The 24,806-nt window shown below is 45.9% G+C and carries 25 protein-coding genes; 7 read left to right on the forward strand and 18 right to left on the reverse strand.

The window, feature by feature from the left end:
- Positions 1 to 35: 35 nt before the first annotated feature.
- From ACO1PK_RS08975 to ACO1PK_RS09005, 7 genes are all read right to left on the reverse strand, one after another.
- Positions 36 to 1,262: an MFS transporter gene (locus ACO1PK_RS08975; RefSeq protein WP_423185307.1), complete on the reverse strand. Its 1,227-nt coding sequence runs from the start codon at positions 1,260 to 1,262 to the stop codon at positions 36 to 38.
- A gap of 312 nt (positions 1,263 to 1,574) precedes the next feature.
- Positions 1,575 to 2,600 (reverse strand): LacI family DNA-binding transcriptional regulator, encoded by a 1,026-nt coding sequence (locus tag ACO1PK_RS08980; protein WP_423185308.1) that lies wholly within the window; start codon positions 2,598 to 2,600, stop codon positions 1,575 to 1,577.
- A 137-nt stretch (positions 2,601 to 2,737) separates the two neighbouring features.
- Entirely contained in the window at positions 2,738 to 5,170 is a 2,433-nt protein-coding gene (locus tag ACO1PK_RS08985) for a TonB-dependent receptor domain-containing protein (RefSeq protein ID WP_423185309.1), read from the reverse strand.
- Positions 5,171 to 5,605: 435 nt separating this feature from the next.
- Positions 5,606 to 7,282 carry a PocR ligand-binding domain-containing protein gene (locus ACO1PK_RS08990; protein ID WP_423185310.1) on the reverse strand — a complete coding sequence of 559 codons (1,677 nt, stop codon included), beginning with the start codon at positions 7,280 to 7,282 and terminating at the stop codon, positions 5,606 to 5,608.
- Positions 7,283 to 7,392: 110 nt separating this feature from the next.
- On the reverse strand, positions 7,393 to 8,103 hold the full coding sequence (locus ACO1PK_RS08995) for a PilZ domain-containing protein (protein ID WP_423185311.1): 711 nt from the start codon (positions 8,101 to 8,103) through the stop codon (positions 7,393 to 7,395).
- Positions 8,104 to 8,257: 154 nt separating this feature from the next.
- Entirely contained in the window at positions 8,258 to 8,554 is a 297-nt protein-coding gene (locus tag ACO1PK_RS09000; protein ID WP_423185312.1) for a CcdB family protein, read from the reverse strand.
- Complete coding sequence (locus ACO1PK_RS09005) at positions 8,554 to 8,799, reverse strand: type II toxin-antitoxin system CcdA family antitoxin (protein WP_423185313.1); 246 nt, start codon at positions 8,797 to 8,799, stop codon at positions 8,554 to 8,556. The genes ACO1PK_RS09000 and ACO1PK_RS09005 overlap by 1 nt, the downstream gene beginning before the upstream one ends.
- A gap of 384 nt (positions 8,800 to 9,183) precedes the next feature.
- Between ACO1PK_RS09005 and ACO1PK_RS09010 the strand changes: the two genes are divergently transcribed.
- A complete protein-coding gene (locus tag ACO1PK_RS09010) occupies positions 9,184 to 10,377 on the forward strand; it encodes an IS4 family transposase (protein ID WP_423185314.1) in 1,194 nt (397 codons plus the stop codon).
- Between the two features lie 111 nt (positions 10,378 to 10,488).
- Here the strand turns inward: ACO1PK_RS09010 and ACO1PK_RS09015 are convergent, their stop codons facing one another.
- Together ACO1PK_RS09015 and ACO1PK_RS09020 are read right to left on the reverse strand one after the other, a co-directional pair.
- On the reverse strand, positions 10,489 to 10,686 hold the full coding sequence (locus ACO1PK_RS09015) for a hypothetical protein (protein WP_423185315.1): 198 nt from the start codon (positions 10,684 to 10,686) through the stop codon (positions 10,489 to 10,491).
- Positions 10,679 to 11,254, reverse strand: coding sequence for a zeta toxin family protein (locus ACO1PK_RS09020; protein WP_423185316.1), 576 nt, complete (start codon positions 11,252 to 11,254; stop codon positions 10,679 to 10,681). The genes ACO1PK_RS09015 and ACO1PK_RS09020 overlap by 8 nt, the downstream gene beginning before the upstream one ends.
- 169 nt (positions 11,255 to 11,423) lie before the next feature.
- Here ACO1PK_RS09020 and ACO1PK_RS09025 point away from each other — a divergent pair, with 169 nt between their 5' ends.
- The 6 genes from ACO1PK_RS09025 to ACO1PK_RS09050 all read left to right on the forward strand — a co-directional run bounded on the left by ACO1PK_RS09025 (position 11,424) and on the right by ACO1PK_RS09050 (position 13,819).
- On the forward strand, positions 11,424 to 11,843 hold the full coding sequence (locus ACO1PK_RS09025) for a nucleotidyltransferase substrate binding protein (protein ID WP_423185317.1): 420 nt from the start codon (positions 11,424 to 11,426) through the stop codon (positions 11,841 to 11,843).
- Positions 11,840 to 11,983 carry a hypothetical protein gene (locus tag ACO1PK_RS09030; RefSeq protein ID WP_423185318.1) on the forward strand — a complete coding sequence of 48 codons (144 nt, stop codon included), beginning with the start codon at positions 11,840 to 11,842 and terminating at the stop codon, positions 11,981 to 11,983. Before ACO1PK_RS09025 ends, ACO1PK_RS09030 begins: the two co-directional genes overlap by 4 nt.
- Positions 11,984 to 12,118: 135 nt before the next feature.
- Entirely contained in the window at positions 12,119 to 12,406 is a 288-nt protein-coding gene (locus tag ACO1PK_RS09035; RefSeq protein ID WP_423185319.1) for a nucleotidyltransferase domain-containing protein, read from the forward strand.
- Complete coding sequence (locus ACO1PK_RS09040) at positions 12,403 to 12,861, forward strand: hypothetical protein (protein ID WP_423185320.1); 459 nt, start codon at positions 12,403 to 12,405, stop codon at positions 12,859 to 12,861. The genes ACO1PK_RS09035 and ACO1PK_RS09040 overlap by 4 nt, the downstream gene beginning before the upstream one ends.
- A gap of 396 nt (positions 12,862 to 13,257) precedes the next feature.
- Positions 13,258 to 13,428: an acetyltransferase gene (locus ACO1PK_RS09045; protein ID WP_423185321.1), complete on the forward strand. Its 171-nt coding sequence runs from the start codon at positions 13,258 to 13,260 to the stop codon at positions 13,426 to 13,428.
- 118 nt (positions 13,429 to 13,546) lie between these two features.
- Positions 13,547 to 13,819, forward strand: coding sequence for a type II toxin-antitoxin system death-on-curing family toxin (locus ACO1PK_RS09050; RefSeq protein WP_423188188.1), 273 nt, complete (start codon positions 13,547 to 13,549; stop codon positions 13,817 to 13,819).
- Positions 13,820 to 14,139: 320 nt separating this feature from the next.
- On the opposite strand, the gene ACO1PK_RS09055 is transcribed toward ACO1PK_RS09050, so the two are convergent.
- The 9 genes from ACO1PK_RS09055 to spoT all read right to left on the reverse strand — a co-directional run bounded on the left by ACO1PK_RS09055 (position 14,140) and on the right by spoT (position 24,732).
- Positions 14,140 to 15,192: a hypothetical protein gene (locus ACO1PK_RS09055; RefSeq protein WP_423185322.1), complete on the reverse strand. Its 1,053-nt coding sequence runs from the start codon at positions 15,190 to 15,192 to the stop codon at positions 14,140 to 14,142.
- A gap of 124 nt (positions 15,193 to 15,316) precedes the next feature.
- The gene (locus ACO1PK_RS09060; protein ID WP_423185323.1) at positions 15,317 to 15,625 is read right to left on the reverse strand and encodes a type IV pilin protein; all 309 of its coding nucleotides are present in this window, start codon (positions 15,623 to 15,625) and stop codon (positions 15,317 to 15,319) included.
- A gap of 389 nt (positions 15,626 to 16,014) precedes the next feature.
- Entirely contained in the window at positions 16,015 to 16,380 is a 366-nt protein-coding gene (locus ACO1PK_RS09065) for a pilin (protein WP_423185324.1), read from the reverse strand.
- A gap of 985 nt (positions 16,381 to 17,365) precedes the next feature.
- Positions 17,366 to 18,385, reverse strand: a complete 1,020-nt coding sequence (locus tag ACO1PK_RS09070; protein WP_423185325.1) for a biotin-dependent carboxyltransferase family protein — start codon at positions 18,383 to 18,385, stop codon at positions 17,366 to 17,368.
- On the reverse strand, positions 18,382 to 19,185 hold the full coding sequence (gene pxpB / locus ACO1PK_RS09075; RefSeq protein ID WP_423185326.1) for a 5-oxoprolinase subunit PxpB: 804 nt from the start codon (positions 19,183 to 19,185) through the stop codon (positions 18,382 to 18,384). Before pxpB ends, ACO1PK_RS09070 begins: the two co-directional genes overlap by 4 nt.
- Entirely contained in the window at positions 19,176 to 19,931 is a 756-nt protein-coding gene (locus ACO1PK_RS09080) for a 5-oxoprolinase subunit PxpA (protein ID WP_423185327.1), read from the reverse strand. The genes pxpB and ACO1PK_RS09080 overlap by 10 nt, the downstream gene beginning before the upstream one ends.
- Positions 19,932 to 20,018: 87 nt before the next feature.
- Positions 20,019 to 22,103, reverse strand: a complete 2,085-nt coding sequence (recG, locus tag ACO1PK_RS09085) for an ATP-dependent DNA helicase RecG (RefSeq protein ID WP_423185328.1) — start codon at positions 22,101 to 22,103, stop codon at positions 20,019 to 20,021.
- Positions 22,104 to 22,212: 109 nt separating this feature from the next.
- Positions 22,213 to 22,605 (reverse strand): RidA family protein, encoded by a 393-nt coding sequence (locus ACO1PK_RS09090; protein WP_423185329.1) that lies wholly within the window; start codon positions 22,603 to 22,605, stop codon positions 22,213 to 22,215.
- 6 nt (positions 22,606 to 22,611) lie between these two features.
- On the reverse strand, positions 22,612 to 24,732 hold the full coding sequence (gene spoT / locus ACO1PK_RS09095) for a bifunctional GTP diphosphokinase/guanosine-3',5'-bis pyrophosphate 3'-pyrophosphohydrolase (protein WP_423185330.1): 2,121 nt from the start codon (positions 24,730 to 24,732) through the stop codon (positions 22,612 to 22,614).
- Positions 24,733 to 24,806: the final 74 nt, after the last annotated feature.

Below are 24,806 nucleotides of genomic sequence, written 5' to 3' on the forward strand. Positions count from 1 at the left end.
ATAACTCGAGAGAGTTAAACCAAGAGGGGGGAGAATTAATGTGTGTAACGCTGTAACTGAGCTTCCGCCGGATTGGCAAAATGGTTCCACCACATACCGGCTGCCATTAACAACGCAAAACCGGTCGCCAGATAAAAGCCATAGCGCACATTGCCAAACATATCGCCGATAATCCCCATAAACAGGGGGCCAAGCGCTGCAGCTAAGGCAGTGAACGCGAGAATAAGGCCTGCCGCTGCACCATGTTGCTGGCGAGGGAAACAGCTAATGCCTTTAGAATTCAGCGTAGGATACATCATCGACATAAATAAACCTGACAAGGGCATTAACCATAAAGCCCATTCGACACCTTTATACATGCTTAGGGCGAAACAAATGGCAATGGCGGTACTAAACCAGGCTAACAGGATGGTCCAACTGAATAGGCTTAATAGCCATTCCGCTAAAAAACGCCCTACAGCACGTAAGATAAAAAATACCGTAATGGCATGTGTCGCCAGTAAGGTCCATTGGCCTTCGTATTGCTGTAACAAGGTGGGTAACCAGACAAAAACTGCCACTTCCGTTGCCACATAGCAGGCAATGGCCAGCGAGAAACCGAGTGCATAAGGGTTTTTCACCAGCACCAGTGAATCCCAAATACTACTCTGTTGTTGTGGCGTGTAAGCGGGATAGTCCATGCGCCACGCAATCACTAATAACACCGCACAAATTAAGCCGGCCAGCAGATACAATTGTTCCCACGCCATATCTTGACTGATCAAAATAGCCACTAAGGCGGGGCCGGCAATCGCACCTAGCCCAAAGAAACCTTCCACCCGATTCATTAAGCTGGTGTGGCTTTTCGCGTTATGACTAACGTCGCCAATCAGCGCCAGAGCGCCGGTTTTAAATAAACCAATGCTTAACCCACATAGCCCCAGTAACAACTGATAAAACATAAAACTTTGCCCAACCGCAAAGGCGACACAGGCTAGGGTATAAATAAGCAGACCGAGCAAAATAATTTTCTTACGGCCTAAGCGATCGGCCAATTGACCTAAAAATAGCCCAGATAAACCGATAAAAATCATGGGCACATAATGGAAAGCGGCTGCTTGGGTAAGCGATAGATTAAATTGTTTCACCACTTCAGGGATAATCACCCCTACTGCATCCGTGGTCATAGCAAAAACAAAGAACATTAGGCAGGTCATCCACTTTACCTGCGTAAAGGTGTGGTTAGTGACCACGTCAGCATTGAGCGGTTGTGTTTTTTGCATTTTTCTACCCTGTCATTATCAGCGTCTTGTCGTGCTGACTTGTTATTGTGCTCTTAATTCCGACACTGTTTCCAGTGCATGAGTGAGCATCGTTTTTCCGTGCTAGTGCTACACAGTGTTATCGACGTAGGCAGCTAGCCAGTATTGCTTAGATAATAAGCATAAAATTACATCTAAAACGTTTAAGATGCAAGAGCAAAACGGATTATTTCGTTTGGGTTAGCTGCAATAGTTGTAGCTCAATACAAAAGCTTGTTTGGCAAACACCACACGATAAAAAGCGTAATGGGTTTTTAGGCTAAGAGCGAGCTGTTAGCAGCTCGCTCTTAGCCGTAATTCACATTCAAGCATAACGTTTTGCTGATGTTCACCGTTTAACAGTAACCGTGCCGCGGTTCGGCCTTTTTCATCACTGTGTTGCGCCACGGTGGTTAGGGTGGGGTAGGCACGTTCGGCTTCTTCTATACCATCGAAGCCGACAATACAAACATCTTCAGGAATGCGTAAGCCAAGCTGTCTGGCCACGCTCATGGCGCCTAGTGCAATGCGATCACTCATACATAACAGTATTTGTGGCCGTTGTTGTTGCGTCAGGGCTTCGCGAGCAGCAATTTCAGCAAAGTAGTGGGTATTTACCGGAATATGCCAAACCTGATCGGCTGGCAAAGCACGTTTTAACTCGGTTGCTGCGGCCAAGTAACCATCGAGGCGACGGCGCGAGATGGCTTCATCTTGATCATAAAGCTCAGTAGGCTGCATGCGACAAACCCGATCGGAATCAATTAAACGCAGCCCTAACACGGCAACCTGGCCGGCGTATTTTTGCATGGCGTAGTGGGCAATATCATAAGCATAGCGCGTGTTATCAATGTTAACCGAGCCCATACCGGCTAAATTACAATCGACACTGAGCATGGGTTTGCCACTTTGGCGCACTCGATCTAACTGCTCATGGTTCATGGGGCTACCATAAATAATAAACCCATCAGGCAAGGCTTCAGCAGTACTGTGCACGGCCTTGGCGCCAGATAACAACAACATATCTTTACCATGTGCTTGTAAGACTTCGGCGATGCCTTTAATAAGCTGATTGGCCACCGGATCGCTAACCGAATATTCCAAGGTATCGGATAATAAGATCGCAATCATATCCGAGCGGCCGGTACGCAAACTGCGCGCTTGCGCATTCGGGCCACTAAAGCCCAACTTTTCACTCTCCGCTAGGATATGCCGCCTTAAGTCGACAGATAATTGATCAGGACGATTAAAGGCATTTGAAACCGTTGCAACGGACACCCCTAGGTGCTTAGCCAGAGATTTCAAGGTGATTTTTGCCATAACTTCACTATCCTTAAACTGCTTAAAAGACGCTTACTATCTGGGCAGATTTACTGTTCTAAAACGAAAAAGCTGCAACTTAATGCAGCTTTACATATCTCGTTTCACAATGCCAGTCAGAAAAGCTGGCAATTTACTTAGAATTGATAGCGTAAACCTAACGAAGCAGTACGGCCGTTAATGGTTCTGGCAGTAATAATGCCATTTGCCGGCACACTGCCTTGTTCAGCTTCAGTAATACCCACCGTATCAAATAGGTTATTCACATTCACTGAAAGGGTTAAGTTTTTCGCCAGCTCATAGTTAGCAAATGCATTCACCTGCGTATAGCCATCAAATTTCAGATCGTTGTTATCCTGCGCGTAGGCATCTGTAGTACCTACTAAGCTGACACCCACTTGTGCTTTATCCATGGTATAACGTGCTATTAAGTTATAGATAAAATCGGCCTGACGACGTGGCGTATTGCCTACCACACCTGGGTTAAGCGCATCTTGGCTGATCTCGGCATCCGTCCAGGTTACCGAACCACGGAAATCAAAATCACCAATTCGATAGCTACTCTCTAACTCAATACCCTTAGCTTCATACACGCGGTCAAAAAACTGCTGGGTAGTGGCTTCAAAGTTTTGCTCATCGGTTTCAGCAAAAAATACTGTCGCGAACAGGTTTAAATTACCATGGCGGCTCTTACTACCAAATTCGTACTGTTTTACCTGATCTACCGCATCTTGCGCAGCAACTGAGCCATCGGCATTCACTTTACCAAACAACAAGCGATCAGCATTGGCACGGCCACCTTTACTGATACGACCAAATACCGCCCAGTCGTTACTGTATTGGTAGTTAGCGCCTACTGAGTAAGAATTGTAACTCCAGCCATAATTCACCAACTGCGGGTTAGCTAAGTCGATACCAGACACACTTTGCTCAACTTGGCTAATTACGCCATCGCCATTCATATCACGGCTACTTTGCACAGCCCCTGCATAAGTACCAGTGGCATCACCCATGTCACGGCGGACACTGGCTTCGAATGACCAATCGCCAAAGCCCCAACTGGCAGAGGCATAAGGTGCTTTGATGCTGTAATCGGTGTTGTAGTTACGTTGACAGCAATTGCCCCAGAACGGCACACCATAGGCTAATAAACCCTGCTCAGAAAACGCCGTGCCATTAGCGGCAGTGACATCTAATAATTCAGCATTATCGCCTTTTAGGGCCATAAAATAAGAGTTCCATAACCAAGACATATCAATAGATTGATCCGCAAGGTAATAACCTAAAGTAACATTTACCTCGCCAAAGCTGCGGCTTAGTTTTAAGTCGTTAACCATAGAGCCGAAATCGTTGATTTCAACATCAAAGGTATGAATACGCATGGCATTTGCACTTGCATCATAACGTTCACCCGCCTGTGGCCCTACTGCGTAACGCACGATAGCACCTGGCCCAGCAATACTGTTGGCAATACTTTGGCTGTTATCTACTTCTGCAGGGAATAAGGTAATAAAGTTACCGCTAACGCTGCTAATACGGAAACGGTTATCTAGGGTCCAGTTATCATCTAAATCAAATACGGCTTCAACGCCAACGCTGTTTACTTCAGGATTCATGCCGTTACGAACATCGCCGCGTGAAATCTGATTAGCGCCATTTAAGCGCACAGTTTCAGTTAAATACACGGACTGTAAGGTATCTTGCTGAGAATCATAGCCCGCCACTGAGCTACCATCGGCGCGCATTGGCATCGGCATATAGCTGGCAACACGATCATTTAAGTGTTTGGCATACAAACGAACATAGCCGGTATCAAATTCTTTGGTGATATTGGCTTTTAACTGATAACCGCGCTCCCCTTGATAACCAGGATCACGAATACCTTCGCCCTGACGCACAAAACCGCCGAAATGAAAGCGGGTATCGGCATTAATATCGCCGCCGTATTCAAAATCGGTGCGGAATTGATCGTAATTTAACCCGGTAGTAAAGGCGACACTGCCACCATTATCAACGCCAGTTTTACTTAAAAAGTTAATGACACCGCCCGGTGAATTGCTGGCAAGTGTAGAGGCCGAACCACCGCGGATCACTTCTAAACGCGAGAGGGTAGCATCAGCACGCACAAAGATATCGGCGTTACCAAAGGCAATATCCCCAAACTGCAATACGGGTAAACCATCTTCTTGCAGTGTTAAAAATTTAGCACCACCTGCCGCAACGGGTAAACCACGAACGGCGATGTTAGCGTTACCTTCACCACCAGTAGATTCACTGCGTACACCAGGCAGCATTCGGAAAATCTCGGCGGTACTTCTGGGGGCGCTGGCGTCAATATCATCAAAGGTCAAGGTGCTGACCGAGACACTGGACTGCATGACCGTTTGATTACGGGATACTGAGCCTGTGACTAAAATACGTTCAAAGCCAAGGCCGGTTGGCTCGGCAGCTTGTTCTGTGGTTGCGGTTTCTGTTTCGGTAGTGGCTTGTTGCGCCTGAGCGGCATTCGCACTTAAAGCTAAACCAATAGCCAGCGCCAAATATGAACGGCGGTTTGGTGTTGTTTTCATCTGGTGTCTCCCTTGTCGATCTTGAATAACTGTTTTTATCATACGGTTTTAAGACTGTTTTTCGGCTCAGTCTGAATCGATTCAGATTAAATGCGAAAAAAAGTCATGGCATAATTTCTTTATCAAGTGTGCTTTTGCAGCATTCTGTACATTATATTAGCAGGCTTTGGTTATTTTGCTTGGTTTAACTGCAAAAACTTACAAAGTTAGCTAAGGGTTTTTAAAAATAACCTTGGTTATTTGTTCGCGTTAAAATACCACGTTAAAGTTATCTTAATCGTTTTACCTCTAAATTTGAGAATCGTCAAGAGTGGTTAATAACTAAACAGGGTTTTTCTGGAAAAATAATTATACGCTGCCTAAAAATCACTGCGCTGATGCTTGCTTTAAGGTAAACCTAATAAGAGATGGACGAGGCGGGGGGGGGCTAAAACGTTAACGCGCATTTTTCTCTTGATACATAGCCGTATCTGCAGCCTGCAATAACGCATCGATAGAAAGCTGTTGCCCCTGAAAGGTCACCAGACCAATACTGGCACTACTTTGATGAACTGTTGTGGTGCTCGGCAGCTGATAGGGTTGCTGTAAAATATGCTTGAGCTTGGCTTTGAGTAACTGCGCTTGTTGTGCCGCGAGCTCGGGTGCTTCGTCTAAATTTGTTAGTAGCACAATAAATTCATCACCGCCAAAGCGGGCTACGGTATCGGTTTGGCGTACCTGAGTCAATAAACGTGTTGCGGTTTCCACTAGAACCGCATCACCCACCGAATGCCCATAATGATCATTAATCGGTTTAAAATTGTTTAAATCAATAAAGAGCAGCGCACAATACTGCTTATTACGCTGGCTGTATGCCATGGCCTGTTCCAGCCGTTCGTAAAGGTAAGTCCGGTTGGGTAAATGGGTTAACCCATCAAATAACGCCAAGTGCCGAATTTTTTGATTAGCCTGATGCCGGCTAATAGCCACTTCTGCCAGATGACTATACACTTCCACCTTTTCTAACACGCTTTCGGCGGGGATTTTCGGCTCACGATGATACAGCGCAAAAGTCCCTAGCACCTCGCCGTGCGAATTAATAATGGGTTTTGACCAACAGGCACGAACGCCAGCTAACTTAGCTAATTCGAGAAACGGCTGCCAATTTGGGTGCGTTAAAATATCCTCAGCATAACTTATTTTACCGGTATAAGCCGCGACCCCACATGATCCTACTGCTGGGCCAATCGCCACACCTTCTAAAGCATCGTTGTAGGCTTTGGGTAATGAGGGCGCAGCACCAAGGTGTAACGTTTTGGTCTCCGCATTAAGCAATAAAATCGAGCATAATACCTCCGCATGTTCCGCTTCCAATAGCTGCACTAACGCATGCAAAATGCGGCTTAACGGTTCATCTTGGCTAATCATGCTTAAAATCGCATTTTGCATTTGCAGCTCTTGCGTGCGCTCATTAATCTGTTGTGCAATGCTATCAATAAATTGTTGATTTTTATGATTAGCTTTGCATAACCTAGCAATATGATTCGCCAGAGCACTAACCAGCTCTAGCAATGCTGGTAGCGAGCTTTCTTGAATAATGGGGATCTCGGCAATAGCCTGCATATAATCTGTGGTATCAAAACCACTTTGCTGTGCTTGTGCGGCAAAAAAAGCGTTATCGGGTGCACTTAGTAAAAATTGGCCAATAAACAAATTAGCGATATGTTCATGATCTACCACTAAGGGCGCCACGCAATCGGTTAAGCCATTTTTACAGCGGTACAGAGCATAATCTTTACCCGCCAGCATTTGTTGTGACAGATCTAAATCGCTTTCATAACAGCGTTGTTGGGTATCGGGCGCGACACGGTGGAAGTGCATACAGGCGCGTTGCCAGCGCGAAGAGGCGAGTACCTTGCCATTAAGATCGATTAAAGCGATCGTTACGCCAACCACTTTGCAAAAACTATCAAAAATGGCATTTAGACTTTGTAAATCGTCCGCTTGAAAAAAAGCCGTTTCAGCAGAAAAAGCCGCTCTATCCGCTGGACGTTGATTCCAGTCAGCTTGTAGCGGATCAAACATTTGAATAATGTGCGATCCTGTATCGAGGGGTGAAGGTTTTTCGCTCATCTCGCTAATACTAGTACATTAGGATTAAAATAGCGCTTCCATATATGGAATTTTTTGATTGGCTGCTGGCACAACTTTTATCTACACTCGAAAAGCGCTTTCAACCAAGCCTAACGCGGCGCTGTGCTTTTATTTTTCGCTTGCAAGGCTAAAGCCTTTACCAAAGCAATTTGTTCAGCATTAAATTGAATACCCGCCGTTAGCCCAAACTCATCTAATCGCGCATTGCGAATAATGCCGCTTAGCAGCATATCTGCTGCCGTGTCAGGATTAGCAAGCTGAATAACCACTTCGGCTAAGCGAATTTGCTCTGGCTTATATTGAGTATTAAATAAAAAGCGGCAGCCATTTTTTGATAAATCGATAATTTGTCCGGGTACCAGCACCGCTTGTGTAGCCTTCTCAAAATGCAGTTGTAATTTAGCCGGAATAAAGGTGCTAGCACGCTTTTCATTACGTAGCGCACGACGTTGCACGGTTTGCGGAAAGGCAATCATAATCACTTTATCGGGAAAACGCATAAAGTGCATTAGTTCACTGCGAAAGGCAAAACACTCGCCTAGCGCATCTTCTACTAAAAAGCGGCACACTAAAGGCAAACCAGCCACTAAAAAAGCCTCAGGGATGGCATCATCTTCCAGCCGGAAAAACACATACTTGCCGGCTTTATAGCCAAGCAGCTCACAAAAACCACGGTACTTGCGCTGGCTTAAAAACTCCAAATCAAAACGCTGGCCAATTTTAATATGGTTTAGCCAATCTTTATTATTACCACTTACCGTAGGAACTTCTTCATAAAAAAGCGGTGAAACTTCCGGCATAGACCATCCTTGTACTAAATATTACAACTTTCTACTATGCGTAATAATAAAGCGTTATGCAAGGAGATGTTTCTAAAAAGCAGAAAACTGTGGGAAGTTGCAGTTAAAAGGGCTACTGCGATATTGATCGTGCTCGGTATCTGGCACTGCAGGTTTAAAAGCTAACAAATAGCATATCCAGAGCTTCAGATACTTCTTGTTGATGGTCAATTATACTGCAAACTTTCTGCTTCAATTCGGCCTCTGGTATCGCTGCCATAAACTGTGTTGCCATCAGATAGGCATGATTGTTAATGTCAAAAATAGGGTTTAAGCGTTTAGCCGCTTTAGGGGCATTGTCTAGAGGAAGTAGCGGCACAACTACACGGGTGTTCAGACCAGCCAATAGATCTGTTTGCACATCCAGAAGGTAGCCGCTACTACTCGTTAGATAGACATCGAAGCAGGCCATTAAAAATGCCGGTACTTTGCAAGCGGTAAGCCATGATGCGTAACAAAATCATTAGAGCTTTCAATTGCTTGGTTATTTTCTTCAAGCCAACGCTGCTGTTTTTGCAGTTTAACGGCTTGTGCAAGTCTGGCTTCAGCAGCTTGCGAGACATTAATACCCAGTAGCTTGGCATCGCACAATAATTGATTATCAATGGAGAGGTTGGTGCGTTTTTTGTGGCTGGTTACCTGACTGTTGGTTACCATAGCAAAATCCTCACTTGTTGTTGTGTAGTAAATATACACACCAAAGTGTTGCACTTCAGTGGTAGCTCTTCAATATGCTCTAGTAGCTGTATTTAAGTAATCCGGAATAACATAGATCATGATTTGGAATAATATCATCAGGGCCCAGCCTACCTCGCGATTGCCAGCGCTACTCAGCCAGCAAAAACAAACCGCGAGGGGCGATGCTAGCTTGTTTAACTTTTGTTCGGTAGTTGACTCTGACCCCTTGATCGCGGTAGTTGACTCTGACCCTGAGGTATCCCCACAAAATTGTTAGCTAAAACAAAAAGATGAATTCGGAAGGAACATTCATGGCGTTTGGTGATCAGATCAATCGCCAAAAATCACCGAGACCAAACAACCATGAATGTTCGCACTATCTTGACCAATATTGTTTCATTTGTCACACCAGAAATGCATGCCACCCGACAAAAAGCTGTGATTGACTGCGTACATAGCCTGGCAAACGGTAGTGCTGCTACTGTGACCAGCATTGGCCGGGGGATTAGGTCAAATGCCTATAAAAAACATAATATTAAGCGTGCCGACAGGCTGCTGTCTAATTCGCACTTGTTGCGTGAAAAAACCGTGGTTTATGGTGCAATTTGTCGGTTATTCTGTACTGCCAAGCATCCAACGATAAGCATTGACTGGTCTGATTTAGATGAGTGTAAAAGACACTTTTTGCTTCGTGCTTCACTAAGTTTTGATGGTCGTGCTATCACGCTGTACGAGGAAGTTCATCCGTTAAGTACCAAAGAGAAGCCTGCTGCGCATAAGCTATTTTTACGCCGGTTATCACTGCTACTGCCTACAAGTTGTAAACCGGTGATTGTTACTGATGCAGGCTTTAAAACACCTTGGTTCAGGCAAGTTGAAGCGCTAGGTTGGTATTTTGTTGGCCGGGTTCGCAAGCCTAATTTTTACACTATCGACAGTGGTGCACACTGGCAGTGTATTAGCCGGCTGTATGCTAAAGCCACGCAGAAACCAAAGCAATATCAGGCTCAGATTGCTCGGAATACGCCATTTCCATGCACTCTCACACTGTATAAACAAAAAGCTCAGGGACGGCATTCACTGAATGCTGATGGCAGTATCAAGCGTTCTAAAACATCTAAATCAAATGCACGAGCGAATTCAGATCCCTGGTTATTGGCGTCTAACTTGCCGCTGAAACATAATCATAGCAAACAGGTAGTAGCAATTTACCGTCAACGCATGCAGATAGAAGAAAGCTTCAGAGATATGAAAAGCACTCAGTTTGGTCAGGGGTTTGAACAGAACAACAGCACCAAAATACACCGTATAAGCCTGTTACTGCTACTTAGCAATTTAGCCTCACTAGTGCTGATATTACTGGGCTTGGGACTAACCGTCGTTAATAAACAACGCCGGTTCCAGGCAAACAGCTACCGTAATAAACGTGTACTATCGTTTCACACCCTTGGGTTGAGAGCTATGGCCAAACAGGTAATGTTTACAACAAAACAGTGGCGAAGTACCTTGCACCACTGTAAACACTTGCTGAATACAACAAGTTACAACATTGAATGAGAGGGCTAAATTCGTGGGGATCCCTCAGACTCTGACCCCTTGATCTCAGACTCTGACCCCTTGATCTTGATCGGTTCGGGATCTGACTGGAATGTTGAAACGCGATTATTGTTAGTCACCTTCGGGTATAGCCTTGGAAGGTTTGGTTAAAACGGGTGCGTCCTGTCCTTCTATAACAAGTCGATTGGCTTGCCACATTACGCTGTATTGTCCGAGTTTCCTTTTGCGCTCTAATGCTTTTCGAACAGCATTACGTAAAGCATTATGTGTTTCTTCAACGGTATATTTTTTTACATGCTGGCTAGTCATAAGCGGCTCCTTGGACTAAAACCTCAAAAAGGTTTGTCTCTTTTATCAAACGAATATCCCCTTGTTGTTCAAAAATTAGCACTGGCTCTGCATCTGCATTCATATAGCATTGGCAATGGTTAACTAAAGGAGAATAATGTAAAAGTAAATTGGTTAAACTACGTGGAAAGCGCCGTTTGATATCCTTAAGCGGGATATTATGACCGCCATGCTTAACACGTTCAGCAACACGTAGCTCAGAGATATGACTGTTGGGTAAGGCAAGATAGATTAGTTCAACCTGCCATCCTTCGGACTGTAGTTGCTTAATTAACTTTAAGTAGGTTCGCCCAGAAAGTGTCGTTTCAAATGCAAAAGAGGCCCTTGATTTAATACGGTTTTGTATTTCGCTAAGAAATAATCTACTGGCATTAAGAATTTCTTTTTCTGGTGCCAGTGGCGACAAGCCTGCTGCAATTAAATCTGCGTTAATAAAGTTATGGCAATGAGCGACCTCAGGTAAAAACTCTAAAGCAAAAGTCGTTTTACCAGCGCCATTCGGTCCAGCGATGATCCAGCAAGTTGGCATAGTTGCTCCAGATAGTAAAACGTGCTGACACCACAAGTTTATAAAATGATTATATCGCTGAATTGCGACATTAACCAGAATAAGGCTTGGTAATGCTACCTTTTGGAATTGTCCCACAGGTTTTGGTTATACTGCACTTTAAGCAAGTTACATGAAATAAGGGGTATCTGTGCAGGATATTCGCTGGCAGCAGCGCTTTCAGAATTTTCAGCGAGCATTTGGTTTGTTACAAGAGGCTATGGACCAAGATTTGAATCAGTTAAATCAGCTTGAAAAAGAAGGCATTATTCAGCGGTTTAAATTTACCTTTGAACTCGCTTGGAAGGTACTCAAAGACAAAATGGAGCATGATGGTCTGGTTATCGACCAGATTTCACCGCGAGCCGTTGTTAGGCTGGCCTATCAGGCTAAATACATCGCCGATGCGGAGGTATGGTTGCGGATGATAGGGGATCGTAACTTAATGAGCCACACCTATGACAGCGCTAAGTTTGAACTGGTATTGCAAGCCATTGCCAGCGACTATTTGCCAATGTTAACAGAGTGGCATCTTGGGCTATTAGAAGAAATCGTTCAGGGTCTGGAATGAAGCAGCAGTTTGGTTTGTCGCAGCGACAGTATGCTGAATTGTTGGTCAGCTTATTCATCCTTAGTTTTTCCTTGTTGGCAGTTGTTTGGGATCTGGCCCCGAAGGTTTTAGATCAGGGGTTTAGCGATCAACAACTCTGACCCCTTGATCTCTTGATCTGTCGAGCCTTGATCTATCTGAACCCAAAGATTTTTCGCTTATACTACTATGTAAATAAATGACATTGTTTGTTATGGTCTACTGAAAATGCTGGCAACACAGTAAGGAGCAACTAGATGCGTTTGTCTGATTATGAAAAATCAGTGATTTTTAAAGCAATCACTGCTGAGGATGCTAACGCTAAAGTATTTTTATTTGGCTCAAGAACAGACAATAATGCTAGAGGGGGAGATATCGACCTACTGGTGTTAGCAAAAGACTATAATAAGCAAAAACGGCGTGCCGCACGTTGGCGAATAGTGGAGCAACTCGGAGAGCAAAAAATTGATATCATTACCAGTGACGATGGGTCAGAACCTTTTGTGCAGTTAATTAAGCCAACTGCTGAGGAATTAACATTGTGAGCAGATTAAGCTCGGCTTCGCATTTAGCGCTATGTGTATCGCAACTACAAGATGCCAGTAAATGGCTGCAACGCTCCTTTGAGCAGTGCAAGCCTATTGATGTCAGTAAGCCACTCACCGCTGAGCAGTATGATGCCTTAGAAAACCTCAGCAGCCGTTTTGCCAGGGTGGTGGATATTTTAATCAATAAAGTTTATCGCGCTATAGATGTGGCTGAATTGCTGGAAGCGGGCAGCTTAATCGATACCATTAATCGTGCAGTTAAAAAGGGCTTGCTTGAAGATAGCCACACAGCCAGAACACTGAAAGATATCAGAAATGAAATCGTCCATGAGTATGTTGTGGAAGATTTGAAAAACCTGCAACTCGAAATTCTTCGTTATACCACTATTCTGCTTGAGCTGGTAAAGGTTGCATTACGCTATATTGACGACAAACAGCTGACGCGCCATTAAAAATGCCGCTCTGGCAGCTGGTTATCATAGCAATATCCTCACTTGTGGTTGTTTAGTAAACATACACACCAAAGTGTTTCACTCAGCCAACAAAAACAAACCGCGAGAGGCGATGTTAGTTTGTTTAACTTTTATGCGGTAGTTAACTCTGACCCTTTGATCGATATGCTGCCTCAGTCGCCGCGCTTACTCATACTATACCTGATAGTTATTAACAAACCGCATAAGCGCTAAGGTTAGCCAATTTAACGCGCCAGAAAAAAACAAACCCGCACGAGGCGGGCTTGTTAGTTCGGAATCAGACGCAGAAGGTTACTGGCGCTCATTCCCTCGATAATATAAACTTAAATATCTAAAGATAGAGAAAAAACTCAGAGCTAAGTTTAGGAAATAACGATGAACCCTAAAATACAACAGCTGGGTCTGAAATTGGTACAACGCCCCAAAATTAAGCCTAAAAAACAGCTAGATTTAACCGGTTTGGAAGGACAGCAGATTGTTCTTTCTGAAACGAAGTTGGTACTTCGAACCCACGCTAAAACATTTAAAAAATTGGCTGATATGTAATGGATCTTATGCTGTTCCCATTCGAGCGTGTTGTTGAAATAAACGCTCATATATTAAGCTGGGAACCAGGCATGAGGGGAGCATTGATCTAAACAAGCTCCGTGGTGCGTTAGGGCGCATCGATAATGCCATTCTTTATGAGCAACTCGATGATGTGTTTGAAATTGCTGCTAAATACGTAAAGTATATTGCCATTGCTCATGCTATGCCTGATGCTAATAAACGAACAGCATTGGCCGTAGCATTAGAGTATTTATCACTGAACGATTATGAAATTCAGACTGATAATGATACGTTGGCTGATGTTATGGTTGCCGTAGTACTGGATGAGATCAACGAAAAAGAACTGGCTGATATTCTTTATACTCTTTATCTCAGTAACCCTGCATAAAAGAGTCCTCAACTCGAAATAATATTGCTATCAGGCCCAGCCTACCTCGAGATTGCTAGCGCTACTCAGCCAGCAAAAACAAGCCGCGAGGGGCAATGCTAGCTTGTTTAACTTTTATTCGGTAGTTGACTCTGACCCCTTGATTCAATAAGTTGTCCAAGTGTTAATTATGGTTTAGTGAATGCATCGTCTTTTTCTTGGCAATACTCACAAAACCTGTGATGGGTAGGTGGCAATCCAGCTAGGCCAGAACAACAAACCATCACGAGGTGGGATTGTTTAACTTTTATTCGGTAGTTGACTCTTACCCCTTGATTAGTTTATTTTTTTATTTTCTTTGCATCTAAATAAAAGTCACTTACGATGGTTACCCACCGAGGAGCGTCGAATCCCTGAAAACCATCCAAGATTTCACACAAAGCAGCAGGCATACCAAGTTCTGCATGTAGGGTGTCTAACGTTGTACCTGTTGCTTTAAGTTTTACTAATTGTCCCATCAAATAGTCAGCTATTTCTAACTCACTGGCAATTCGCTTCACTTTGCCTATAAAAAAGTGGGGTGGTCTTCTTGAAAGATAAACTTGAAGCCTTTTTGCAACGTTAGAAAGCTGTATTTCAGGCAAAGATTTATCAAAAATATTACTTTGACCGTCATGAGTTCCAGCATAATCATGCGACACTTTTGTTCGTTCGTCAGATAGAGCCCTATTGAGTAGATCGTGTAAACTCTGCTCTGGAATTACGGTTGTCTCAATATCAAATAACAAATCTCGTATCAGGTTAATTTTATCTCTGATAGGCTGAATACATAGCCTACAATCATCTTGAAGCTGCTGATGTTGGATTTGTTCCCGCATTTGCAGTCTCTGGTTTTCGGTTTCTTTAACAAGCTTTTGTTGCGCTTCAGCAGACTTAGCGAACTCCTCTCTAGTTAATTTCAACTCTTCCGATTGGATCCTAATCGTGTACAACAGAGCAATAAACGACGAAAAAGCCAGAAGTGGGTTGAACATGCCTCCGAAAAAGTCCCCCATTTGCCCCCAATGTTCAATTTTGTCACTTATAACATAGCCGCGTAGAGGGGAAAAAAATGTTACAAAAGAAAGGATTACCATTACAACTATCATTGCTAAGGTTGCAAACAGGTCAGAACGATACTTTTCATCGCCAGTCAAAATTTTCCGGACCCAATATCCCACAGTGCAAACCAAGTAAAAGATAGAGCCTAACGAAACAAATATAACCCATGTTTTTACTTCTGCACTCAATGCAAACATACTTGCAGAAAACAAAGGTCCGAAAGCTAAAAGTAGGGCGATTGGTAATTTGAGCGTGGTAGGCCTAAATATTGATTCAATCAATTTATCAAACACAAAATATCCTTATAAATTTGTAAACGCAGAAACTCAGCTAAGTTACAGGAAGAATTACTTATGAATCAACAAATCGCACTATTCATATTTTCACTTGTTCGGTATCAGGCCCCGAAGGTCACGACTAAGGAGCTATCGTGCAATTAGCCGATGCAATACTACAAGTAATGATACGCGAACCACCTGGTGGTATTGCCGTAGTTGTAAAAGTGCTGTTGGAGTCAGAAATTGTTCCGGTAATGGCATTACATCTGGAGGGAGTATAATTTGGTATTGTAGTATTTTCGTATATAGCAATAGCTGCAACTTTTGTATAAGCATATATTTCACTTTGACATGAATTATTTGCGGTCTTGGCAATGTAGTTATTGTAAGAAGGAATCGAAATTGCAGCTAAGATTCCAATAATTGCAACTACAATCATTAATTCCATCAGGTTAAACCCTTTAGTAACTGTAGACTGAAATCTCATTTAAATGATTCTCTTTTTAGATGGTGCTAAGTTATATTATTTTGGATAGGTTATATCTAAAAGCAAGTGAAAAGAGTATTACACAAATAATAGATTTCCAGACTAGATAAAATCAGCAACTTACTAATTAGATTGTTTTTAATTTTTAGCTATTTTAGACCTTTAAAGTAACATTTAAAGCAGAATATTCTTTAATTACTTTACAAGTAGGTCTTCAAACCTCTAATAGATTAGAGTTTAGGCTGTTTTAAAATAGTTATATTATGATTGTATTTAATAAAATAAGCCCGCTCTAGGCGGGCTGTATGGTTTGGGATCTAACCCAGAGATTTACAAGTTTTGTGTAGAGCTTATGGCGCAGGAGCTGGAGTTGCCCCACCTAATGTACAAGAGGCGCTTGCTGCATTACAAGTGGTGTTTGTATCACCTCTACCAGAAACAACAAAAACAATATCTGTACCAGCCACAAATTCAGCCGAAGTCGGTGCTGCCCTGTTAGCGCATGCTCTTCCAACAAAGCCACCAGGTGTATCATCGTTTGCAAGTTCTGCAACTGCAGCCCCCATATAAGCACGAGCTTCATTTAAACATGCTGTATTAGCTGAGCGGATTGTATAGTTTTGATACTGTGGCAAAGCTACTGCTGCCAAAATACCGATAATCGCTACTACGATCATTAATTCAATAAGGGTAAAACCCTGTTGTGTACGTTTCATAATTACTTCTCCTGAGTTTAAGTTAGCCCTTAGGCTATTTATCATTTTGGAGGCTTTTTGGTAAAGTGCAAGTGAAATTTACATGTCTAATGGGTTTTGCGCTTATTTTCTGTTTTTATTGGGAATTTAGCGGGTTTTGTCATTTTTTTCGAAACTGCAGTACTAATGCTTTGGTATTAGCGGCTGTTTAGTGGAGTGTCTTTCCCACCTCGTTTGAACTTTGCTGATATTTCTCGATCGTTTTAAATAAACCTATGCAGCTAGGCAGCGAGCCGTTATTGCTAAACAAAGCGTGTCCGGCATGGATGCCGGACAGACAAATTTGCCAGGAGCAAATTTGAACAGCTTTAGCTGGCCCGCAGGGCAAACTTCAGGGATGAAGTTTGTAACCTCTCAGGGACGTATTTACAGCGTCTTTGTGTGCAATATCGGCTGCAAGCAGCCTAGCGGTTCGTTCAAGACAATCTCTTAAATTCAAGAAAGGCGCATCCGGCGGCTAAACACGCCGTACAACTTTGTCGAGGGACGCCGTAAACCCATCCATGGGGGCTCCTGTTTTTCATCCATGAAAAACACGCCCTCGAGCAAAGTGTACTATGCGTTTACCACCTCGTTCTGTTTCTGTGTATCTCAAAATACGCGGCTAGACAACAGTAAGGCTCAAGTATTTGGTTTGCTAGCGAGCTGGTAAATCAAACCTATGCAGCTAGGCAGCGAGCCGTTATTGCTAAACAAAGCGTGTCCGGCATGGATGCCGGACAGACAAATTTGCCAGGAGCAAATTTGAACAGCTTTAGCTGGCCCGCAGGGCAAACTTCAGGGATGAAGTTTGTAACCCCCCATGGAAGGGTTCACGGCGTCTTTGTGTGCAATAACGGCTGCAAGCAGCCTAGCGGGTCGGTTATCGCAATCTCAGCCAAGTAGCAAGCAGCCTAGCGGTTCGTTCAAGGCAATCTCTTAAATTCAAGATTGGTGCATCCGGTGGCTAAACGCGCCGTACAACTTTGTCGAGGGACGCCGCAAACCCTGCGTGATATAAGCACAGCGCATTATGGCTTTCAAAACTATCTATCGGCACAAACTGCACCAGCGTCCCAGCGCTAGCCTGCGCCAAGGCCCAACAATCCAACGACAACACATTACCCAGCTTCGGATACCCGCCCAAAGTTTGCCTGTCCTGCAGCAACACAATGGGCTGGCCATCGGGTGGAATTTGAATCGCCCCCAAACTAATTCCCTCCGACAACAACTGCTGGCGCTGCGCACGAATAGCCGCACCTTGCAGCTTAATGCCCATCCGATCGCCTTGGGTACTCACCTGATAAGGCGACAGAAAAAACCGTGCCTGCTCGCTGGCACTAAAATACGCCTCAGAGCCGCTGCCCGCCAAAGTGGTTAAGGCTGCGCCTTGATAACCCAATAACACCCGCAGCGGCAAAGGCTCACTGCGGGCACTGCGGGCGAGAGTATATTGCTGAATTTGCTGGCTGGGCGAAGCCACTGCTTGCGTTAAGCTGGGTGTGCCTATGGCTAAACAAGCGCCGGCCTGCAGTTTTGCACCATCTTGCTGCAAGCCTCCTATGCCTTCACGCATTACGGTGGCGGTACTGCCAAATTGTGGCGTTACCGCAAAACCACCAGCGACCGCTATATAAAAACGTAAACCTTGGGTAGCGTAACCAATGCTTAGCTCATCACCCGCCTTTAAAGCCAACGCCTGCCAACTGGGCACCGGCTTGCCATTTACTGTGATAGTTGCAACGGCCCCCGTTACCGCCAAGGTGCAAGCTTGCTGGGCTTGCACTATTAAGCCACCAATATGGTGTTCAATCACCGTGCTATTGCGCGGGTTCCCCACCAGCGCATTGGCCCAAGCAAAACTATGCCCATCCATGGGGCCACCTTGGGTTAAGCCCAGTGCGGTCATGCCAAAGCGACCAGCATCTTGCAGTAAGCTTAAGGTGCCAGGGCTAATTAGGGTTAAACCTAGCGAGGGGCTACTCATAAGTGGCCACCTAATAACTGAAACTCCCGTTCGCTAATGGGTACAAAGCGAACCTGATCGCCCACCGCTAGCGGCATAGCCGGGCTGTGTTGTGGGGTAAACATCGGGATAGGACACAAGCCTAATAAGTGCCAACCGCCCGGTGAGGCCGCGGGATAAACAGCGGTTTGCCGATCGGCAATGGCAACAGCACCGGCAGGCACTTTGGCGCGTGGGCTACTACGCCGTGGCATGGCTAAGGCTTGGGGTAGCTCGCCTAAATAGGCAAAACCCGGTGCAAAACCAATGGCATACACTTGGTAACTCGTGCCGCTATGCAGGCTAATCACCTCGTCTGGCGTAAGGTTTTTTGCTTTAGCGACGCTAAGGAGATCGGCGCCACTGTCGCTGCTATACCACACTGGCAGTTCTACCGTTTTGCCAGCTTGTTGCAGTTGTTTGGCTTGCTGTAATGGCGTAATTGCCGCTTCTGGCAAAAGCTGCTGAATAAGCAGTGGTAATAAACTTAAATGGCTATGTTGCAGCGGGTTAAAGCTAATTAAGATTGAGGCATAAGCGGGCAACAGTTCCTGCAGGGTATGGCCGAGCAAGGGCGATAGTAGCTCACAGCAATAGTGCACCATGGCCGCCACCCGTGGGTGAATAATACCAGGCTCGATATACAGCATAAAGGCTTGCTCGCCAGCAATGGCTAAGCGCAGCGGCGGCAATGTTGGGTTATTGCCATATAAGGTGCTTTGCCCCACCGGTACTAATTCGGGGGGAAGCAGCAGTGCGGGCAGGGGTAAGATCACGGACATGATTGTAGTAGGGCGCTTATGGCAGTTAATTGCTTAATGGCGGCAGGGTTATCGCCATGCACACAAAGCGTATCGGCTTGCAGCGCTAAGGCCTGCCCACAATCGGTAGTGACAGTGCCTGTTATCAGCAGTTGCTTGACCTGCGCCATAACCTCAGCGCCATGCAGCACCGCACCTGCTTGGCTACGCGGTGTTAAGGTGCCGGCTGCGGTATAGCGCCGATCGGCAAAGGCTTCGAACCATAAACTGACGCCCAGTGCAGCCGCCTGTTGCTGATAGCGCGCGGCCTCGGCGGTGGCTAAGATCATCAGTTTCAGCGGTTTATGGTAGCTGGCCACGGCGGTTAATACCGCTTGCCACACGGCGTCGCTGCGCATCATATCGTTATACAAGGCGCCATGCGGTTTGATATAGCTGAGTGACATGCCATAACATTGCGCCATGCCGTCCAACGCGGCAACCTGATAATGAATAAGATTAATTATCTCAGCGCTGGAACATTGCATACTGCGCCGCCCAAAGCCTTGTAGATCAGGATAAGATGGATGTGCGCCAATGCCCACGCCATGCTGTTTTGCCAGTTGCAGCGTACGGGCCATAACCTCCGGATCGCCAGCATGAAAACCACAGGCAATATTGGCTAAATCGATATGGGGCATGGCCTGTTCATCCAGCCCCATAGTCCAGCTACCATAGCTTTCGCCCAGATCACAGTTAAGCAATAAAGCAGATCGCTGAGTTGACATTGTCGCTCCTTTATCCACAGCACTCGGATACTGTACCGGAGTGCTGTGGATAAACTGGTCAGACCGGTACCGGAGACGTGGGATAAGTTAGGCGTGGCCGTAGATTTCTTTGTTGGCTAGCCAGCGTTTAATCAATTGTAGGCTCTCAGGCCGATGTTGCTGCCATAGGGTGGCGGCAAGTTGTCTCGCCTTGGGCAGCAGTTCGCTGTCGCGGCTTAAGTCGGCAATTTTAAATTGCATCAGGCCGGTTTGGCGCGTGCCTAACAGCTCGCCTGGGCCACGTATTTCCAGATCGCGCTGGGCGATCACAAAGCCGTCGTTGCTTTCGCGTAGTACACTTAACCGCGACTGCGCGGTGCGTGATAAGGGCGCATGATACAGCAATACACAATGCGACACCGCACTGCCACGACCCACGCGGCCGCGTAATTGGTGTAGCTGCGCCAGCCCCAGCCGTTCTGGGTTTTCGATAATCATTAAACTGGCGTTGGGCACATCTACGCCCACTTCAATAACGGTGGTGGCAACCAGTAAATGCAGCTTGCCGGCGCTAAACTCTTGCATAATTTGCTGTTTTTCAGCGCTTTTTAAACGGCCATGCACCAAGCCAATTTGTAACTCGGGCAGGGCTTGTTGCAGTAAAACGGCGGTATCTTCGGCCGCTTGGCATTGCAAGGCTTCCGATTCTTCAATCAGTGTACACACCCAATAGGCTTGCCGTTGCTGCCCTGTCACCACTTGCCGCACGCGTTCGATCACTTCTTCGCGGCGGCTATCCGGAATGGCGACAGTGGTTACAGGCGTGCGGCCAGGTGGCAGCTCGTCAATAATCGAGGTATCTAAGTCAGCATAGGCGGTCATCGCCAAGGTGCGCGGAATAGGCGTGGCGGTCATTACCAGTTGATGCGGATAATGGTGCGCTATACCGCCTTTTTCGCGCAGTGCTAAGCGTTGATGTACGCCAAAGCGATGTTGCTCATCAATAATCACCAACGCTAATTGTTGAAAACTCACCTGATCTTGAAACAGCGCATGAGTACCAATCACCATTTGTGCACTGCCACTGGCAATGGCGGTTAAGCTGGCTTGGCGGGCTTTACCTTTGGTTTTACCGGCTAACCACGCCAGCTCGATCCCTAAGGGCGCAAACCAGCGCTGAAAATTTAGGGCATGTTGTTCGGCCAATAATTCCGTGGGTGCCATTAACGCCACCTGATAGCCATTACCTATTACGGTAAGCGCTGCCAAGGCCGCCACCAAGGTTTTGCCTGAGCCAACGTCGCCTTGCACTAAACGCAGCATGGGTAAGGCTTGCGCTAAGTCGTGCTGAATTTCCTGCACCACACGCTGCTGTGCTCCGGTGGGCGTAAAAGGTAACTGCGCTAAAAATTGCGCCAACAATGGCTCGGGGCGAGCTAGGGCCACCGCTTGCTGTTGCTGGCCTTGGCTACGCAGCTGATACATGCTGAGCTGCTGCGCAATCAACTCTTCTAAAATAAGCCGTTGTTGCGCCGGATGCTTGCCGCTTTCCAGCAAGCTTAAGGCGGCATCTGGCGGGGGGCGATGGATATAACGCAGAGCATCGGCCAGCGACCACGGCTGCGGCAACAAGCCAGTAGGTAAATATTCAGCTGGCGCATAGCGATCTAAATAACTAAGCGCCGCATCGGTTAAATTACGCCAAGTCGCTTGTTTTAAGCCTTCGGTAGTGGGGTAAATGGGCGTTAGGGTTTCTGCCACGGCGTTATCGGTTTGCTCGGCATGGATCACCCGATATTCTGGATGCAGCATTTCTAGCCCGCGTGGCCCACGTTTTACTTCACCAAAGCAGCGCAGCAGAGTACCTTTTTCTACGGCATTTTTTTGCGCCGCCGAAAAATGAAAAAAACGTAAGGTGATGCTGCCGCTATGATCGCGCAGCGTCACCAACCAGCTACGTCTTTTGCCAAATTGCACTTCGCTGCTTTGTACTTCGCCTTGCACAGTGGCATGCACCAGGGGCATTAAGTCGGCGATAGGGTAGAGGCGAGTGCGATCTTCGTAGCGCAGCGGTAGATGAAACAGCAGATCTTGAATGCTAAAAATCGCCAATTTGGCCAAGCGTTCGGCCGCTTTGCTGCCGACGCCTTTAATGGCCGAAATGGCAATGTTATCTAGCTGGGTTTGGCTCAAAAGCAAATCTCTTAACTGGCGCTGCCTTCAACAGCATGTCGGTTTTAGCAGGATACTGTTTGGATGTCAGCCAGCGACAACTACGCTGACACCTAAACTCACCTTCGACTTAATAGGTTGAGGGAACTTCCATCACGCCATCAATTTCAATTTGCGCGCCACGCGGTAAGGCACTTACTTGAACTGCCGCCCGCGCAGGATAGGGCTCAGCGTAATACTGGCTCATAATTTGGTTAACGGTAGCAAATTGGCTGAGATCGGTTAAAAAGATATTCACTTTCACCATATCATTTAAGCTACCACCGGCCGCTTCACACACCGCACTTAAGTTTTTAAACACTTGATGCGTTTGTTCGGCAAAATCTTCCGACACCATTTGCATACTGTCGGGCACTAACGGAATTTGCCCCGATAAATACACCGTAGTGCCAATTTTTACCGCTTGGCTATAAGTACCGATAGCGGCTGGCGCATCGTTAGTGCGAATAATCACTTTAGACATCTTAGGTTACTTCCTTCTATAAACTTTTTGCACATCGGGTAGTACCCGAATTTTCCGCATCACGTTGGCTAAATGCACGCGGCCACTTACCGACAAAGTAATTTTAATCACATATTCGCCGGTATCGCGATCGTCGGTCGACAAGTCTTGAATATTTGAGTCTTGCGCGGCAATTACCGAGGTCAGCTTAGCCAGTACACCCTGCCGATTGATAATAAAGACGCGGATATCACATAAAAATTGTTTTTCAGTGGTGTTATCCCAGCGTACTGGGAAAAACTTGGCGGGCTCTTTTTCCCAGCCTTTGATATTGCGACAATCATGGCGATGCACATTTAAGCCTTTACCCGGCGTGGCGTTGGCCACAATAGGATCGCCCGGAATAGGGCGGCAACATTTGGCAAAGGTGACTAACATGCCTTCTGAGCCGACAATAAAGGTATTGCCTTTGGGTAGCGGCAAGGCTTTGCTTTGTGGCTCGTCACTTTCAAATTCGCCCAATAAACGGCGAGCGATCGCAATAGGCAGTTGGTTACCCAAGCCAATTTCGATGTAAAGGGCATCTAGCGACTGTTGATGCACATTAGCGAGCACTTGTTCGATGCGCTCTGGCGCAATATCTTCAATTTTAACGTTACCTAAGGCCGAGGTCAGCAAGCGTTTACCTAAGGTAATGGCTTCGTTCTGCTGCTGCTTTTTCAGGTAGTTACGAATACCTAAAATAGCGCGGCTAGTGACCACGTAGTTTAACCAATTCGCATTGGGCTTACCGCCTGGGCTGGTAATAATTTCAACGGTTTGGCCCGTTTCCAGCGGTTTGCTCAGCGAGTAGGGTTTGCGATCAACCTTAGTGCCGACACAGCGGTTACCAATGTCGGTATGCACTGCATAGGCAAAATCGACCGCCGTGGCGCCGATAGGTAGCTCGACAATACGGCCTTTAGGGGTAAACACATACAGCTCGTCGGGGTAAAGCTCGGATTTAACGTTTTCGACAAACTCAAAACTGGTACCTACGCTTTGTTGCAGCTCGAGTAAGCTTTGCATCCAGCGCTGGGCGCGAATTTGTGCGGTGGATTCGCGCTGCACTTCGCCATTGGTTTTATACATCCAATGCGCAGCAATACCCTTGTCGGCCATTTCGTCCATTTCGCGGGTGCGCATTTGAATTTCAACCGGAATACCATGCGGGCCAATTAACGAGGTATGCAGCGATTGATAACCGTTTTGCTTGGGAATAGCGATATAGTCTTTAAAGCGGCTTTCGATAGGCTTAAACAGATTGTGCATCACGCCTAAGGTGCGATAGCAATTATCGACGCTGTCTACCACCACCCGAAAGGCGTAAATGTCCATCACATCGTTGAACATTAGCTCTTTGTTTTTCATTTTACGGTAGATGCTGTACAGGTGTTTTTCGCGGCCACTCACTTCTGCCACTATACCGGCTTGTTCAATGCGGCTACGGATATCATACTGTACTTTTTCCAGCAACTCACGGCGGTTACCGCGTGCTTGTTTTACCGCTGAGCTAAGTGCCCGATAGCGCATTGGGTAAAGCGCTTGAAAGCCCCAGTCTTCTAATTCGTTTTTAATATTATGAATACCCAGCCGGTTAGCAATGGGCGCATACAATTCTAAGGTTTCTTTGGCAATGCGGCGGCGTTTGTCGGGGCGCAGCGCGCCTAAGGTGCGCATATTGTGGGTGCGGTCGGCCAGTTTAATTAAAATAACCCGAATATCTTGGGTCATGGCCATAAACATTTTTTGTAAGTTGGTGGTTTCAAACTCTTTAATGTCTTTAAACTTCACCTTATCGAGTTTACTGACACCCTGCACCAGCTCGGCGACGGTGCTACCAAATAGTGCCGCTAAATCTTCTTTATTAACGGACGTATCTTCAATCACATCATGCAGTAAAGCGGCCATCAGTGTTTCGTGGTCGAGTTTCATCTCGGCCAAAATACTGGTCACTGCAACGGGGTGCGTAATATAAGGTTCACCGCTAGAACGATATTGCGGGGCGTGAGCATCTCTGGCTACCACATAGGCCTGTTGTACCAGATTTACCTGCTCCGGCGGCAGATACGCACTTATCTGATTTTTTAGACCTTCAAATAGATACACGACAACTCCAAACTGGTGCAGCAGAGACAAAGTTAATTGGCTGATTTAAGCTTAGAATATACGTTTAAATTTGG

Source organism: Alishewanella sp. d11 (assembly GCF_049390205.1).
GTDB lineage: Bacteria > Pseudomonadota > Gammaproteobacteria > Enterobacterales > Alteromonadaceae > Alishewanella.

Bases quoted from the DNA above. Each gene is read 5' to 3' on its own strand.
- ACO1PK_RS08975 (WP_423185307.1), bottom strand. From the start codon at position 1,262: ATGCAAAAAACACAACCGCTCAATGCTGACGTGGTCACTAACCACACC.
- ACO1PK_RS08980 (WP_423185308.1), bottom strand. From the start codon at position 2,600: ATGGCAAAAATCACCTTGAAATCTCTGGCTAAGCACCTAGGGGTGTCC.
- ACO1PK_RS08985 (WP_423185309.1), bottom strand. From the start codon at position 5,170: ATGAAAACAACACCAAACCGCCGTTCATATTTGGCGCTGGCTATTGGT.
- ACO1PK_RS08990 (WP_423185310.1), bottom strand. From the start codon at position 7,282: ATGAGCGAAAAACCTTCACCCCTCGATACAGGATCGCACATTATTCAA.
- ACO1PK_RS08995 (WP_423185311.1), bottom strand. From the start codon at position 8,103: ATGCCGGAAGTTTCACCGCTTTTTTATGAAGAAGTTCCTACGGTAAGT.
- ACO1PK_RS09000 (WP_423185312.1), bottom strand. From the start codon at position 8,554: ATGGCCTGCTTCGATGTCTATCTAACGAGTAGTAGCGGCTACCTTCTG.
- ACO1PK_RS09005 (WP_423185313.1), bottom strand. From the start codon at position 8,799: ATGGTAACCAACAGTCAGGTAACCAGCCACAAAAAACGCACCAACCTC.
- ACO1PK_RS09010 (WP_423185314.1), top strand. From the start codon at position 9,184: ATGAATGTTCGCACTATCTTGACCAATATTGTTTCATTTGTCACACCA.
- ACO1PK_RS09015 (WP_423185315.1), bottom strand. From the start codon at position 10,686: ATGACTAGCCAGCATGTAAAAAAATATACCGTTGAAGAAACACATAAT.
- ACO1PK_RS09020 (WP_423185316.1), bottom strand. From the start codon at position 11,254: ATGCCAACTTGCTGGATCATCGCTGGACCGAATGGCGCTGGTAAAACG.
- ACO1PK_RS09030 (WP_423185318.1), top strand. From the start codon at position 11,840: ATGAAGCAGCAGTTTGGTTTGTCGCAGCGACAGTATGCTGAATTGTTG.
- ACO1PK_RS09035 (WP_423185319.1), top strand. From the start codon at position 12,119: ATGCGTTTGTCTGATTATGAAAAATCAGTGATTTTTAAAGCAATCACT.
- ACO1PK_RS09045 (WP_423185321.1), top strand. From the start codon at position 13,258: ATGAACCCTAAAATACAACAGCTGGGTCTGAAATTGGTACAACGCCCC.
- ACO1PK_RS09060 (WP_423185323.1), bottom strand. From the start codon at position 15,625: ATGGAATTAATGATTGTAGTTGCAATTATTGGAATCTTAGCTGCAATT.
- ACO1PK_RS09065 (WP_423185324.1), bottom strand. From the start codon at position 16,380: ATGAAACGTACACAACAGGGTTTTACCCTTATTGAATTAATGATCGTA.
- ACO1PK_RS09070 (WP_423185325.1), bottom strand. From the start codon at position 18,385: ATGAGTAGCCCCTCGCTAGGTTTAACCCTAATTAGCCCTGGCACCTTA.
- pxpB (WP_423185326.1), bottom strand. From the start codon at position 19,185: ATGTCCGTGATCTTACCCCTGCCCGCACTGCTGCTTCCCCCCGAATTA.
- ACO1PK_RS09080 (WP_423185327.1), bottom strand. From the start codon at position 19,931: ATGTCAACTCAGCGATCTGCTTTATTGCTTAACTGTGATCTGGGCGAA.
- ACO1PK_RS09090 (WP_423185329.1), bottom strand. From the start codon at position 22,605: ATGTCTAAAGTGATTATTCGCACTAACGATGCGCCAGCCGCTATCGGT.